This window comes from Pedobacter sp. KBW06, assembly GCF_003852525.1.
Taxonomy (GTDB): domain Bacteria; phylum Bacteroidota; class Bacteroidia; order Sphingobacteriales; family Sphingobacteriaceae; genus Pedobacter.
Window position 1 is genome coordinate 664,378 of sequence record NZ_QAJL01000002.1, and the last position, 14,911, is coordinate 679,288.

Annotated in this window: 12 protein-coding genes; 5 read left to right on the forward strand and 7 right to left on the reverse strand. The window is 42.5% G+C overall.

The features are described 5' to 3' along the window. The first annotated feature begins 50 nt into the window (after positions 1-50). From DBR43_RS12955 to DBR43_RS12965, 3 genes are all read left to right on the forward strand, one after another. The gene (locus DBR43_RS12955; RefSeq protein ID WP_124581433.1) at positions 51-641 is read left to right on the forward strand and encodes a hypothetical protein; all 591 of its coding nucleotides are present in this window, start codon (positions 51-53) and stop codon (positions 639-641) included. A 63-nt stretch (positions 642-704) separates the two neighbouring features. Further along, positions 705-2,069, forward strand: a complete 1,365-nt coding sequence (locus tag DBR43_RS12960) for a peptidylprolyl isomerase (protein WP_124581435.1) — start codon at positions 705-707, stop codon at positions 2,067-2,069. A gap of 4 nt (positions 2,070-2,073) precedes the next feature. Then, positions 2,074-3,036, forward strand: a complete 963-nt coding sequence (locus DBR43_RS12965) for an AAA family ATPase (RefSeq protein WP_124581437.1) — start codon at positions 2,074-2,076, stop codon at positions 3,034-3,036. Between the two features lie 79 nt (positions 3,037-3,115). On the opposite strand, the gene DBR43_RS12970 is transcribed toward DBR43_RS12965, so the two are convergent. From DBR43_RS12970 to mutL, 7 genes are all read right to left on the reverse strand, one after another. Continuing rightward, positions 3,116-4,000 (reverse strand): glycerophosphodiester phosphodiesterase, encoded by an 885-nt coding sequence (locus DBR43_RS12970; protein ID WP_124581439.1) that lies wholly within the window; start codon positions 3,998-4,000, stop codon positions 3,116-3,118. 111 nt (positions 4,001-4,111) lie between these two features. Continuing rightward, positions 4,112-4,969 (reverse strand): DUF4440 domain-containing protein, encoded by an 858-nt coding sequence (locus DBR43_RS12975; protein WP_124581441.1) that lies wholly within the window; start codon positions 4,967-4,969, stop codon positions 4,112-4,114. Between the two features lie 79 nt (positions 4,970-5,048). Then, on the reverse strand, positions 5,049-6,509 hold the full coding sequence (cysS, locus tag DBR43_RS12980) for a cysteine--tRNA ligase (RefSeq protein WP_124581444.1): 1,461 nt from the start codon (positions 6,507-6,509) through the stop codon (positions 5,049-5,051). 18 nt (positions 6,510-6,527) lie between these two features. Further along, on the reverse strand, positions 6,528-7,640 hold the full coding sequence (locus DBR43_RS12985; RefSeq protein WP_124581446.1) for an endonuclease/exonuclease/phosphatase family protein: 1,113 nt from the start codon (positions 7,638-7,640) through the stop codon (positions 6,528-6,530). Beyond that, positions 7,640-8,503, reverse strand: a complete 864-nt coding sequence (locus DBR43_RS12990) for a rhomboid family intramembrane serine protease (protein ID WP_124581448.1) — start codon at positions 8,501-8,503, stop codon at positions 7,640-7,642. The genes DBR43_RS12985 and DBR43_RS12990 overlap by 1 nt, the downstream gene beginning before the upstream one ends. After that, the gene (locus tag DBR43_RS12995) at positions 8,496-9,245 is read right to left on the reverse strand and encodes a rhomboid family intramembrane serine protease (protein ID WP_124581450.1); all 750 of its coding nucleotides are present in this window, start codon (positions 9,243-9,245) and stop codon (positions 8,496-8,498) included. Before DBR43_RS12995 ends, DBR43_RS12990 begins: the two co-directional genes overlap by 8 nt. Before the next feature lie 5 nt (positions 9,246-9,250). Further along, a complete protein-coding gene (gene mutL / locus DBR43_RS13000; RefSeq protein ID WP_124581452.1) occupies positions 9,251-11,107 on the reverse strand; it encodes a DNA mismatch repair endonuclease MutL in 1,857 nt (618 codons plus the stop codon). Between the two features lie 331 nt (positions 11,108-11,438). Between mutL and DBR43_RS13005 the strand changes: the two genes are divergently transcribed. Beyond that, positions 11,439-13,073 (forward strand): amidohydrolase, encoded by a 1,635-nt coding sequence (locus DBR43_RS13005; RefSeq protein WP_124581454.1) that lies wholly within the window; start codon positions 11,439-11,441, stop codon positions 13,071-13,073. Beyond that, positions 13,060-14,877, forward strand: coding sequence for a serine hydrolase domain-containing protein (locus DBR43_RS13010; protein ID WP_124581456.1), 1,818 nt, complete (start codon positions 13,060-13,062; stop codon positions 14,875-14,877). The genes DBR43_RS13005 and DBR43_RS13010 overlap by 14 nt, the downstream gene beginning before the upstream one ends. Positions 14,878-14,911: the final 34 nt, after the last annotated feature.

The following is a 14,911-nucleotide window of genomic DNA, read 5'->3' on the forward strand; positions in this document are numbered from 1 at the left end:
CCTTTATTTGTTACTTTTATGCCTTAAAATATATATAGTATATATCTTTCGTGAGAAAAACTTATTGCATTATTATCTTCAGCCTGACCTTTGCCGGCGCATTTGCACAAAATGTGGCAAGTATCAATGGGAAGCCTGTGGGCAGCAAAGAATTTATGTGGGTTTACAAAAAAAACCACTCTGGAACTGCAAACGCAGCATTTAAAGAGCTGGAAGATTATTTGAACCTTTACCTGAATTTCAAGCTTAAAGTACTCGATGCCATAGAAATGGGCTTTGATAAGGATACGGCCTATCTTACAGAGATAAAGAATTACGAGGCTGCGTTGCGTACCCGGAAGAAGATCTCCAACACAAAAGCAACGTATTCGATGGTCATGAATGAATATAAGAATGCGGTACTGATGTTTAACATTTCGGAACTAAAAGTTTGGGATAAAGCACAGAATGATGAAGGCCAGCTCCGCAGTTTTTACGAAAGAAACAAGCTCTTTTATAACGATGGTTCGTTCGAAGAGCTTAAAGGAAAAGTCATTAATGACTACCAGGAGGCCCTGGAAAGAGAATGGGTGGTTGCATTAAGGAAGAAGTATCCGGTGAAAATATACGAGGCGGAATTAAGAAAACTGGCTAAATTATAAATATACCGCCTGAAGATTATTAATATTAAATTTGCAAAAAGAATATAATTGAACGTACATAGAATGAAGAAATTTTTAGCGATTGCAGGCGGATTGATCTGTTTGTTTTTGAACGCACAAGCACAACCAGCAAAGAAAAATATAGATAAAGTGGTTGCAGTATTAGGGAATAATATCATTTTATTATCGGACCTGAACCAGCAATATGCGCAATATCTGAATTCGGGAAACCCGGCTGATGAAAAAGTAAAATGCTATATTTTGCAGCAGATGCTTGCTCAGAAACTGCTGAAACAACAGGCAGAAATTGACTCCATCACTGTGGAAGAAGCTCAGGTAGATGAAGAAGTGGATAAAAGAATGCGTATGCAGATCCAACGTGCCGGCGGACAAGAACGTCTGGAGCAATTTTTAAACCGTTCTGTTCTCCAATATAAAGATGAGATCAGACCTGATTTAAAAGAGCAGCTGATCTCTAACAAGATGCAGGCCCACATCACTCAGGACGTAAGTATTACTCCGCTGGAGGTTAAAAAATATTTTGATTCTTACAAAAAAGACAGTCTTCCTGATATTCCTACAGAGTTTGAGGTTGGAGAAATCGTGCTTCACCCAAAACTAACCAAGGCAGAGAAACAAAAATTCTATGATAAAATTGATGCTTTAAGACTTAGGGTAAAAAGCGGTGAAGACTTTGCTTTCCTTGCAAAATCTTACTCTGAAGATCCGGGATCAGCACCTGATGGTGGTGACTTAGGTTTCTTTGACCGTACCAGAATGGTGAAAGAATTTACCGCATGGGCTTTCAAACTGAAGGCTGGCGAACTCTCTCCTGTTTTTGAATCAGAGCATGGTTTCCACATTTTACAGGTAATTGAACGTCGTGGTGAACAGGTCCAGGCCCGTCACATTCTGATTCGTCCTCAAACTACTCCACAGAGTTTAGATCGAGTGAAGCTTCAGGCAGACAGTCTTTACACCAATATCAAGACAAACAAAATCTCTTTTTCTACTGCAGCATCTTTATATTCTGACAACAAAGAATCCCAATACAATGGTGGTATGATCCTTTATGCAGATAACGTAACCGCAAGAACGACCTTTATCCCTGCTGACAAGCTTGATCCTAAAGTATTCTTAGTAGTCGATACCATGAAAGTTGGTGAGATCTCTCAACCCGTACTTTTCACCGGACAAGATGGTAAAGAAGGCTACAAGCTCCTTTACCTTAAATCTAAAATCCCACCTCATAAAGGAAACCTGGAGCAGGATTATGCCAAGTTTAAAGAAAGGGCACAACAAAGCAAAATCGACCGTATCCTGAGTGAATGGTTCGAAAAAAGAAGAGAAAATACTTACATCAGAATTGACGAAGATTACAACAAATGTGATGAGTTAAAAATCTGGACTAAAACGGCTAAAAAATAGGTCTATGCAGTTTGATAACGATATAAAAGCCGTAGACGCATTACATCAATCGTACAAAGATATTAAGGCCGAGATCGGCAAAGTAGTCATTGGACAGGATGATGTTGTAAAATCCGTTTTAATATCCATTTTCAGTAATGGTCATTGTTTACTCGTTGGGGTTCCCGGCCTGGCAAAGACCTTACTTGTTCAAACTGTGGCCAATGTCCTGGACCTTAACTTTAACAGGATCCAGTTTACGCCCGACTTAATGCCCAGTGACATCATTGGTGCAGAAATACTTGGGGAAGACAGAAATTTCAAGTTCATTCCCGGACCCATATTTTCGAATATCATCCTTGCCGATGAGATCAACAGAACACCGCCCAAAACGCAGGCTGCCTTACTGGAAGCCATGCAGGAAAAAGCGGTAACTGCGGCTGGTCAAAGACATATTTTACCCAATCCGTTCTTTGTCCTTGCCACACAGAATCCAATTGAGCAGGAAGGTACTTATCCACTTCCTGAAGCACAGTTAGACCGCTTCATGTTCAATGTACACCTGGACTACCCTTCTTTCGAGGAAGAGCTCACGATCGTCAAAAATACGACAAGCAATCAGGATGTTCAATTGAAAAAAATCATCAATGCACAGCAAATTCAGTATTTCCAGAAACTGGTAAGAAACATCCCTGTTGCAGACAATGTAGTAGAATATGCAGTTAAACTGGCCACCAAAACCCGCCCGCATACGCCTTCTGCCACTGAAGACATCAATAAATACATCAGCTGGGGTGCAGGCCCGAGGGCTTCTCAGTTCCTGGTGATCGGTGCAAAATGTCATGCTGCAATATCTGGTAAGTATTCTCCTGACATTGAAGATGTACAAGCTGTTGCAGAAGCCATTTTACGCCACCGTATCGTGCGAAACTATCGTGCTGAAGCCGAAGGCTTAAGTATTGAACAAATCATTAAAAATCTATATTAATCTGACAGCAGGTTAAAACAAATACTAAGTAAAAGGGCCTTGAAAAAATTCAAGGCCCTTTTACTTTTATACAGAAATCTTACTGCTCCAGAAGTTCCGCCTTAAACAAGTTCGGATAGTCAGTCACAATGCCATCCACACCAAGATCAATCAGGTATTTCATCTGTTTTGTCGAGTTAACCGTCCATGGAATGATCTTAATTCCCGCGGCATGACAACGGTCTACCAGACCTTTACCTACCAGTACAGAATACGGGCTATATACCGTAGGGTTAAATCCCAACTCCTGAATGTTATTCTCAAAATCTTCTTTTTCATCAATCAGTAAAGCCGTTTTGATCTTGGGATAATGCTCGTGCAGGTACTGGAGTGTGCGGACATCAAAAGATTGAATCGTAACCCTTTTTTCCATTTTCTTTCTCTTTACCACGTCCATGATCAGGTCTACAAATTCTGCAGGTTCCGGCTGGAACTCATTGTCTCCTTTAGGAATGGTCTTCGTTTCTATGCTGTAATTTGGCTTCGCCAGTCGATTTATTTTCACGTAGCTTTCCACAGAATCAATCGTTTCTTCCAACAAAGGCTTATAAGCTTTGAATTTTTGCTGTCCAGGAAACCGGTTATGTACCTTACTTCCTACATCATACTTTTTCACATCCGCATAATCCATCTTATAGATATTGTGCTTTTTCTGATCCTTTAAGCTGATTTCCTTTCCGTCTGGTTTCAGACTAATCTCCGAATTGAAATAAGGTTCCTGAGAAAGTACCACCTGCTTATCCTTCGATATCACCGCATTCATAATTAAGGTATTTACGCCCAGATCCAGGGCCTTAATCATTCCCGGAATCGTATTCTCAGGCATGATCCCCCGAGCGCCTCTCTGCCCCTGCAAATCGAATTTCTGGGCCTGACTTTGGAAAGCCAGCATAGTGGCTGCAACGAATAGTATACTTTTCTTCATAAATGTCTTTGTTTACCATTGATAACGGGAATAACTACAAATCCTTATCCCGGATTAATACAGCAATAGCATATAAAAAAAGNNCTTTTTTTATATGCTATTGCCTTTTGACTAACGTTCAGCAGGTGTAAAGACCTGTACAATCAGGTTCCAGTTATGATCTGCCTGACGTTCATAAATAAAAAGGTAGTTGAAGCTTTCTCTTAGATCTGCTTTATAATCTACCGTAGCTACACCATAAGTATAAGCAAGATCGCCACCGTCTGCTTTATTTGCTTTGGTAGTTTTCAAAGTTATATTTTTGACCATTCCATTGAAGAAAGCCAACGCTTTGTCTTTTCCTATGATCGGCTCATATCCGGGAAACAAAACCCTTGCATCGGGGTTTAAGAATCCGGCAAAAGCGGCGATTCCGTAAGATTTCAACATCGTATTCAATGTTTTCTCGGTTGTTGCAATGATGTCAACTCCTGCTGCCCTTTGCTTCTCACCAGCGAACTTAGGTTTATAAAAATCTTTAGGCTCAATAAATAACGGCTCCACCTTGTTTAAAGGTTTGTTATGTGTGATTCCCAGGTCCATTGCCAACTCCCACTTTCCATCTTTCGCTTTCCATACTGAAAGGTACTGGCCATAGGTTTTAGTCTCCCCATCAGCAGTAAAAGGACCGGTCGTAAACCCCCAGTCGCCACTTCTTGCTACTTTAGCATAAACCGGGTTCCAGCTCAACCCTTTATTACCTCCCTGCCCCGCATAAAAAGTTTTCGCATTTACCGGGTTGGGTCTGAATACCAGGGCATCATCTGCAGAATAAGTGGTAAATGCAGTCTTTGCACCATGTTTAGCCAGGTCTTCTGCAAATTCTTTTTCAGCTTTAACCAGGGATTTAGTGCTTCCATCCGATTTTTGTGCGTAGGCACCAAGGGTCATAGAAACCGCTATAATTGTATATAAAAATTTATTCATCATGTTTTAGGTATAGTTTGGGCACTAATATAATCGTTGTACAGCTGTTGACCTTTAAAAAGTAATTAACAATTAAACAATGTTAAGCTTTGTTCCAGGTGGTACCTTCTTTACTATCCTTCAACTGGATGCCCATACTTTGGAGACCCAGGCGGATTTTATCAGATGTGGCATAGTCCTTATTTTCTTTAGCCGTCTTTCTTAGCTCGATCACCATGTCCAGCACCGAATTCAATTCCAGATTGGAAGTATCTTCCGCTTTCAATCCAAAAATGTCAGACACGAAATCTTTCATCAGCTTTTTAAGCTTATCCAGTTCTATAGCAGAGATGGTTCCTTTTCCATCATATACCGTATTGATGATGCGGACGGCTTCGAACAGTTCTGCAATCACCACAGGGCTGTTGAAATCATCATTCATTGCTTTCAAACAGTTGTCCATAATTGGACCGATCTCAAAATCGCTGCTTTCCGAAGGGCTTAATTTATCCATCAGGCTGATGGCATTCATCAATCTTTTGAATCCTTTTTCTGAGGCATCTAATGCTTCATTAGAAAAATCAAGCGTACTGCGGTAATGTGCCTGAAGCATAAAGAATTTAACTGTCATCGGGCTAAAGCCTTTTTCCAGCAATACATGCTCCCCTTTGAACAACTGCTCAGGAAGGAAACCATTGCCTAAAGTTTTAGACATTCTGGTTCCATTTACCGTTAGCATATTGGTATGCATCCAGTATTTAGCCGGTTGTTTATGACTGCAGGCCTCAGATTGTGCAATTTCATTCGTATGATGTGTTGCAGCAAGGTCCATTCCTCCTCCATGAATGTCAAATTCTTCACCAAGGTATTTCGCACTCATCGCTGAACATTCAATATGCCAGCCCGGGAAACCTTCGCCCCATGGAGAAGCCCAGCGCATAATCGTTTCCGGCTTCGCTTTAATCCAAAGCGCAAAATCCAGTCGACCGCGCTTCTCATCCTGTCCACCCAGTTCCCTGGTATTGGCCAGCATGTCTTCCATGTTTCTGTTGGTAAGAATGGTATAGTTATACTCTTTACTATATTTTTCTACGTCAAAATATACAGTTCCGTTAGCTTCATATGCATATCCGTTGCTAATGATCTCTTTGATCATTTCGATTTGCTCGATGATATGTCCGGTAGCAGTAGGCTCAATGCTTGGCGGCAGGGTATTGAACATTCTCAGAACATCATGAAATCCAAGGGTGTACTTCTGTACAATTTCCATTGGCTCCAGTTGCTCCAGCTTTGCTCTTTTTGCAAATTTATCATCACCCTCATCACGATCACCTTCCAAATGGCCGGCATCTGTAATGTTCCGCACATAGCGAACTTTATACCCACTATACGTTAAGTACCTGAAGATCAAATCGAATGAGATAAACGTACGACAATTCCCCAAATGAACGTCACTGTAAACAGTAGGGCCGCAAACGTACATGCCTACATGAGGCGCGTTTAGCGGTTCAAAAATTTCTTTTTTACGCGTAAGGGTATTGTAGAGCTGTAGACCTGTATCCATTTTGCAAAGGTAAAAATTTTAGGGGTTTAATATCAAATCGCTGCGAACAGGAAAGTGGTCTGACAATTTTGCCGGGATCACCAGGTGATTCATCACTTTGATGTCCTTTGTCGCGGCAATATAGTCGATCTGAAAGTTGGGGAATTTACCATTATAAGTTCGCCCTAATCCAGTTCCTTGCTCCTGAAACGTGTTGTTTAATGATTTCGTTAATTGGGTTACCGCATAAGATGCGGGTGTATCGTTAAAATCGCCGGCAATCAGGAAAGAACTCTGGCATTTTGCCATATGCTCCTTCATAATATCCACCTGCTCACTTCGTTTCAGAAAAGCATTCCTGAGCAAAGTCAGAATGCGCTTGGAAGGTTTAATTTCTGCATCCATCTTTTTCTTCACCTTATCAATATAGCTGTAATCCTGCTTATCAAAAGAGATGGACTGTAAATGCAGATTGTACACTCTGAGTTTCTTTTTGTTCACTTCCACATCGATATAGATCGAAGCATTGCCACCGAAATTTGGGCCGAAAGCAATCGTCCCTTTATCCTGAATCGGGTAACGGGAAAAGATGGCCAGACCTGTAGCTTCATAATTGTTCTCGCTTGAAGGAACGAAATAGAAATACCGGGTATTCAGAATCCTTTTCAAGCTATCGGTAATGTCAAAAGATCCTTTCCTGCGGGTAAAGTACTCCTGAAAGCAAATGACATCCGGATTCTCTTTACCAATCAATTCCAGCATCTGTTGTTTCACAGACTCAATATTTTCCTGCCCATAGGGTTTAAAACTATGCACATTATAGGTCATCATACGCAGTGCTCTGGGATCAGATTTAGGACCTTTCCCTGTTTCTCCGGAGATCCCCATCGTGGCGGTCAATGCCTGCCATCCCATGAGGATTAAAACCAGCGTAGCTCCTGCAAAGATCCATCGCTTACGGATGCACCACCAGAGGATCATAAACATGTTCAGAAACAAAATAAAGGGGTAAGCTAAACCGAAAAAAGCAATCAATTGATACTTTCTGGGATCGAACCTGCCAGCCATAAAGCCCAGCAGTAAAGTCACCGCCAGCAGAACTGCCAGGAAACGAACCAGTTTATCAAGAAATGTCGGTTCAGATTTCTTCATTAATGTTTACTTGCCTTAAATAAAGTTTCTTTTTCTGCCCTGCTTAACTGATCGTATCCTGATTTAGAAATCTTATCTAAGATTGCATCTATTTCCTGCTGATTAACCCCTGTACTTCTGGAGTTTCCGGAAGGTTTTGCCTGTTCATTTCTAACCACCTTCAATTTAGATTTTCTTTTAAACATACTACTCCAGTCTTTACCGTTTTGCAGCAGCTTAATATAAGCAAATCCCATCAGCGCCCCCCCCAGATGTGAGAAACTTCCTCCTGCGTTTACAGAGGCAATGCCGATCAGGTCCAGGGCAATATAGCCGATCGCCAGGTATTTTAATTTTACATCTCCAAGAAAAAGCATGCGAATGCTATAATCAGGAACCAATGTCGCTGTTGCGACAATGATAGCCGTTACTGATGCAGAAGAACCGATGGTGGTAGCATCAGCTATACTTCCCGAAAAAACCGGAAAAACATTGTAAGCCAGAATAAAAATCAAAGCTCCCACAACTCCTCCTGCCAGGTATACAAAATGAAACTGTCTTGGCTTCAGGAAATCCAGGAAAATTTTCCCCATCCAGAACAACCAAAGCATATTGAATAACAAGTGCATCACTCCTTCATGGAAGAACTGATAAGTAATTACGGTGTAAAATCGGGTTGGCAGCTTATCAATCGATGCCGGAACACCTACATACTCCCTAACGAGAAGAGAAAAGTCTCTGAACTCCGTTCCCGACAGGAAAAAAGGAAGACCTACCAACGCCACTACTAAAAAAAAGAGCACATTGATGCCTATATAAAAAAACAAGGGGTTTCCTGAGTGGAATACCTTGTACTTCAGGTCCTGGAAGAGATTCTTATTCATAATACTTATAAAATCTGTTGTTATCCTTGTCTTTCCATAATTTCACCAGTATAAAGCCTAACAACGCGCCACCGAGGTGTGCATAATGGGCTACAGAGTCACCTGGAACACGTGCTACGCCAAGTGAAAGTTCCATTAGAATATATACGGGAATAATAAATTTAGCTTTCACCGGGATCGGGATGAACATGATGTACATCTCTGTATTCGGGTATAGCATTCCAAAAGCCACCAACAGTCCGAAGATCGCTCCGGAAGCACCTACCATAGGAAAACCGTAAATACCTGCCAGTGTGTACTTACCCATATCTGATATACCAGGAATCGCCATTGCATCCATGTTGGCAGCTGCGGTAGCTCCAACATCTGCTATTACAGGATTATTAAAAGCTGAGCCCGTAATCTGATAGACTTCATAAGCCTGCACGCCCATTTGAAGTGCCACCGCACCTAAACCTGTGATCAGGTAAAAGTTAATAAAACGCTTGGCACCCCATCTGCTTTCTAAAACGCCTCCAAACATGAATAACGCAAACATGTTGAAAAAGATATGTCCCCAACCACCATGCATAAACATGTAAGTGATCAGCTGCCATACCCGAAAGTAAGGCGAGTCAAAATAATAGACGCCTAAAACGCGCCCCAGGTCCATAGAGCTGGCCAACAACTCGGTAGCAGCAAAGAACAGCACATTGATAATGAGCAGATTTTTAACAACTGGTGGTATATGAATGTTATTCATTGTATCTATTTATCAAATTTCTTATCCAATTCTGTCAGGCCAATGGTTTGGATCACTGGCTTTCCACTAATGCTAAAGTTAGGAGTTTGACAGGCAAAAAGTTGCTCAATGAGCGTATTCATTTCCTGTTGCCCCAAGGCTGTTCCGCTCTTAATGGCACTATTCCTGGCCATACTTTTTGCCAGGGCATCTCTTCTATCCAGTTTCAATTCCTGTTGTGAATTTTTAAAACCTTCGATCAGGTGTTCAAACAATTGCGTTTCATTCACATTGTTACTGCCAAGGTCTACCGGAATCCCTTCGATGATTAACGTATTTTTACCGAACTCTCTTACTTCAAAGCCCAAACTTTTAATGTCTTCCAGTAAACTTTTTGCAAGCTCGTAGTCATTCGGACTTAAAGTCACGGTTTGCGGGAAGAGGCTTTGCTGAGAAGCGCCTTTCCGGTCCTCCAGGTTTTTGCTGAAACGCTCATATAGAATACGTTCATGTGCGGCCTGTTGATCAATTAGCATTAACCCTGACTTAATCTGGGAAATGATATAACGGTTGTGCAGCTGCATCAGTTGTTTTTGTACGGGCACCAGTGAATCATCCGGCAAAGGTGCTGTCCCCGGCAGGTCTATAGCCGTTTGTTCTGCCTCCGTATGGTTAGCGATCTCATATAATGAGCCCCAGTTTTTTGTACTTGGTGTAATCGCAGCACTTGAATTTCTGGAAAAAACCGTCGGTTCCTTGGCAGGACTTGCCTCAGCGAAAGGGTTGAAATTCGGATTAAAGCTAATGCTTGGTGGTACAATTTCTTCCGGAGCTTTATGTGTAATCATTCCGCTGAATCCGGTTTCCTGATCAAAATCAATCGTCGGACTGATGTTAAACCTACCGATAGACCGTTTTACCGCCGAATGAAGGATCGCATAAATAGACTTTTCATCCAGGTATTTGATCTCTGTTTTTGTAGGATGCACGTTTACATCGATCTTTGCAGGGTCGATGTCTATAAACAACACATACAAAGGAAAATGGTCATCCGGCAACAGGTCTTCATAAGCCTTATTGACCGCATGGTTTAGATAAGTATCCCTGATGTAGCGGTTGTTGACAAAGAAAAACTGCTCTCCTCTGGTTTTCTTGGCAAACTCAGGTTTCCCAATAAATCCTTTCAGGTTGATAATGCTCGTTTCTTCCTCTACAGGAATCAGTCGCTGGTTATAATTATTTCCAAATAAATGGACTATTCGTTGTTTCAAAACAGAAGAAGGCAGACGGAAAATCTCCACGCCATCATGGTGCAGGCTAAAGGCAATCGTAGGATTGGCCAATGATACCCTTTGAAATTCTTCCAGTACATGACGCATTTCTGCGGGGTTACTTTTCAGAAAGTTTCTTCTCGCCGGAGTATTATAGAAAAGATTTTTGATGCTGATGCTTGTTCCTTCGGCAGTTGCCACTGGCTCCTGTTTCAGAAAAACAGAGCCTTCGATTTCCACCATTGTTCCCAGCTCATCTTCATGCCTGCGGGTTTTCATTTCTACCTGGGAAATCGCAGCAATAGAAGCCATTGCTTCACCTCTAAAGCCCATTGTACGAATGGCAAACAAGTCTTCGGCTTTGCGTACTTTAGAAGTTGCATGGCGTTCAAAACACATGCGTGCATCTGTAACACTCATTCCACAACCATTGTCGATCACCTGGATCAACCCTTTGCCGCCATCTTTTAAAATTAACTGTATCTTGTTTGCACCTGCATCTATCGCATTCTCCAAAAGCTCTTTCACGGCTGATGCCGGTCGTTGCACCACCTCTCCGGCCGCGATCTGGTTGGCAACACTATCCGGTAAAAGTTGTATTATATCTGACATTTATTTCTCGCTGGTAAAGGTGGCTAATTTAAGGAAAATAAGCCTCAATCCTTGTTTTTCATTTGTATATAATTTGTCTTTTTCATTGTTATCAAGCCTTCGTCGCCAGTTTTATCCTTCAAAATAGCAAAATTCTTTAGAATCTTCGCACAACGATGTAGTTCTCGTTTTCATTGTTCCTTTTTCTATCTTTAACTCCTGAAACCAACATCATCTCAGAGGTCTTTCAAAGACATCAAGATCATGATCGGTTCATATTCGCTAAACCTGGAATACGAGTTCCTGAGCTCATTTATAAATCGATAAAAAGTCAGAAAAAAAACATAAACCAATGAAAAACCTCTTCGCGACCCTGACCATCACTAGCTTACTCCTCAGCAGCTGCAACGCTCAAAAAGCAGATTTAGTTGTCTACAACGGTAAAGTTTATACAGTAAATGAGAAATTTGACACTGCAGAAGCTTTTGCAGTGAAAGACGGCAAGATCATCGGGGTCGGAAGCAGCGCTGAAATCAGAAAACAGTTTACCGCAACTGAAGAAGTCAATGCCGCCGGAAAGAGCATCTACCCCGGCTTTATCGACGCGCATGCTCATTTCTTCGGTTATGGGGAAAGCTTACAAACTGCAGATCTCAGGGGTACCAACAGCTGGGAGGAGGTTACACAACGCCTGGCTCAATTTGCAAAAACACATCCTGAGGGCTGGTTAACCGGCAGAGGCTGGGACCAAAATGACTGGGCCGACAAACAATTTCCGGACAAAGCACAATTGGACCTGCTCTTTCCTGATCGCCCGGTATTGCTCAGCAGAATTGACGGTCATGCCGCGATAGCCAATCAAAAAGCGCTGACGATTGCCGGAATTACCCGGAGTTATACACTTACCGGTGGAGAAATTGTGGAAAACAACGGAAAACTGACCGGACTACTGATCGACAATGCCGTTGATCTCGTCAATAGCAAAATTCCGGGATCAACAGCTTCCCAGGCAGAAAAGATATTACTCGATGCACAAGCCAAATGTTTCGCTGCCGGACTGACCACCATTGACGATTGCGGTGTAGATGCCAGCTTGGTTAGCCTCGTTGAAAAACTCCATGCATCAAAAAGCTTAAAAATGCGTTTATATCTGATGCTATCAGACAGTGAACCGAATTACAATTATTTATTCAGTCGCGGGGCAATCAAAACCGACCGCCTTAATGTCCGCGCTTTTAAAGTTTACGCAGATGGAGCTTTAGGTTCCAGAGGCGCATGCCTGTTGCACCCATATCATGACATGCCGAATAAAACAGGCTTTATGCTCAGCAATCCAAAACACTTCGAGGAAGTTGCAGAAAAGATCGCCAAACACAATTTTCAAATGTGCACCCATGCCATCGGCGACTCCGCCAACCGCAGTATCCTGAAAATCTACAACAAAGTCCTTGGCGGAAAAAACGACAAGCGCTGGCGGATAGAACATGCCCAAGTGGTTGCGCCTGAAGATTTCGGGCTTTTTGGTAGCGCCAATGTGGTTCCTTCTGTTCAGCCCACCCATGCCACATCTGATATGTACTGGGCCGGAGACCGCTTGGGCAAAGAACGCTTAAAAGGTGCTTATGCCTACAAACAATTGATGCAACAAAATGGTTGGTTACCTTTGGGTACAGACTTCCCGGTAGAAGACATCAACCCTATCTTCACGTTTTATGCGGCAACGGTTAGAAAAGATTCAAAAAATTATCCTGCAGGAGGCTTCCAAATGGAAAATGCGCTGAGCAGAGAAGAGGCCCTGAAGGGAATGACCATTTGGGCTGCTAAAGCCAACTTTGAAGAAAAAGAAAAAGGAAGCATTGAAAAAGGGAAATTTGCCGACTTCATCATCCTTGATCAGGACCTGATGAAGAGCGATCCTTCAAAAATATTAAACACACAAGTATTAAAAACCTATGTTAACGGAGAAAAAGTATATGAGAAAAAATAACCTTGCAGGGATCATCACCATTAGTTTCATTGCCTTATTTACCTTCAACGCCTGTGCTCAGAATCACCAGCAAAACCAACAACAATTATCTCTTCTCCGAACCATCAGTAACAATACCGTATTGCTGAACAATCAGGAAAACACCATCCCTTTGATCGATCTGGACAAAAAGAACATTGCTTCAGTCAGCCTTGGCTTTGCTTTTCATACCTCATTCGACAGCCTGCTGAACAAATACACCAAAGTGAGCAGCTTCTCCTCTGATCAGTATTTAAATTCAACCACACTAAATGATCTGGAGGACGACCTGAAGTACTTCAACCTGGTGATCATCTCCCTTCCAGTCTCAGCAGTTAACGATCCCAGAAATACCGGCTTCATCACCAGCCTGGCGAAAAGTAAAAAAATTATCATTTCCCTATTCGGAGAAACCGGAAGCCTGCTCGCGTTTGACGGACTCAGCGCCCCGCTGATCTGGGCAAATCAGAATAATGAAGAGGCAGCCATCACCATTCCTCAAATGATCTTTGGCGGAATCGGCATCAGCAAAAAACTAACTGCCAATTATTCTCCAAAATATACAACAGGATCAGGAACACTAACCAGCACCACCCGCTTAAAGTATACACTTCCGGAAGATGCAGGCGTCAACTCAGACAACCTGAAAGAAATTGACAACATTGCCAACGAAGCGATCCGCGCTCAGGCAGCTCCCGGAATTGTGGTACTGGTTGCCAAAGACGGAAAGGTCATTTTCAACAAGGCTTATGGAAACCACACCTACAACAACGGACTTCCGGAAAAAGTAACAGACATTTTTGATCTGGCCTCCTTAACAAAGACCACCGCCACGACCCCAACGGTAATGCGTCTTTTTGAAGAACACAAACTGAACCTGGACACAAATATCGGAGCTTATATTCCAAAAGCAAGGTTATCACCTATGAACAACATTAAGGTTCGCGAGGTCATGTTGCATCAGGCAGGATTTATCCCTTATATCCCTTTCCATAATTTTGTAAAAGCAGGAGATTACAGCAGGGATTCCAGCGCTGCTTATCCCACCAAAGTCGCCGACTTCTATTACATCAAAAAGGGGTTCTTCAAAGATTTCATGTGGCCGAAAATGCTAAACTCCCCGATTCAAACCCGCGGAAAGTACGTATACAGCGACATCAGCATGTATGTAATGAAGGAAATCTCCGAACGCCTGAGCGGAATTCCCCTCGACACCTATGTCTGGGAAAACTTCTATAAACCACTTGGAATGCAAACCGCAGGCTTTCTACCCCGCAACCGCTTTACCAAAGATCAGATCGTTCCTACAGAACAGGATACTTATTTCAGAAAAACTTTACTGGAGGGCTATGTACATGATCAGGGTGCTGCATTGGCAGGAGGCGTTTCCGGACATGCAGGTTTATTTGCCAGTGCAAACGACGTGGCCATCATTTACCAAATGCTGCTAAACAAGGGCACCTATGGCGGTAACCGTTATTTTCAACCACAAACCGTAGACATGTTCACTCAAAAACAATCCGATGTAAGCAGAAGAGGACTGGGCTTTGACCGCTGGGATCCGGATGCGAGCAAAAAATACCCTTCAGAACTCGCCTCTCCTCAAACTTACGGACATACCGGATATACCGGAACCTGCGTATGGGTAGACCCGGCGAAAGGCCTGGTATATGTCTTTTTATCCAACAGGGTAAACCCCTCGGTATCAGAAAAATTAGGCAGCATGAAAATCCGGCCAAGAATTCAGGATGCCATTTACAAAGCAATAGAAAAGGGAAGCGACTAAGAAAACCCAGGCAGATCGAATTGTAACATTTTTG

Excerpts from the sequence above, each read along its gene's own strand:
- DBR43_RS12960 (WP_124581435.1), top strand. The coding sequence starts at position 705 with ATGAAGAAATTTTTAGCGATTGCAGGCGGATTGATCTGTTTGTTTTTG.
- DBR43_RS12965 (WP_124581437.1), top strand. The coding sequence starts at position 2,074 with ATGCAGTTTGATAACGATATAAAAGCCGTAGACGCATTACATCAATCG.
- DBR43_RS12970 (WP_124581439.1), bottom strand. The coding sequence starts at position 4,000 with ATGAAGAAAAGTATACTATTCGTTGCAGCCACTATGCTGGCTTTCCAA.
- DBR43_RS12975 (WP_124581441.1), bottom strand. The coding sequence starts at position 4,969 with ATGATGAATAAATTTTTATATACAATTATAGCGGTTTCTATGACCCTT.
- cysS (WP_124581444.1), bottom strand. The coding sequence starts at position 6,509 with ATGGATACAGGTCTACAGCTCTACAATACCCTTACGCGTAAAAAAGAA.
- DBR43_RS12985 (WP_124581446.1), bottom strand. The coding sequence starts at position 7,640 with ATGAAGAAATCTGAACCGACATTTCTTGATAAACTGGTTCGTTTCCTG.
- DBR43_RS12990 (WP_124581448.1), bottom strand. The coding sequence starts at position 8,503 with ATGAATAAGAATCTCTTCCAGGACCTGAAGTACAAGGTATTCCACTCA.
- DBR43_RS12995 (WP_124581450.1), bottom strand. The coding sequence starts at position 9,245 with ATGAATAACATTCATATACCACCAGTTGTTAAAAATCTGCTCATTATC.
- mutL (WP_124581452.1), bottom strand. The coding sequence starts at position 11,107 with ATGTCAGATATAATACAACTTTTACCGGATAGTGTTGCCAACCAGATC.
- DBR43_RS13005 (WP_124581454.1), top strand. The coding sequence starts at position 11,439 with ATGAAAAACCTCTTCGCGACCCTGACCATCACTAGCTTACTCCTCAGC.
- DBR43_RS13010 (WP_124581456.1), top strand. The coding sequence starts at position 13,060 with ATGAGAAAAAATAACCTTGCAGGGATCATCACCATTAGTTTCATTGCC.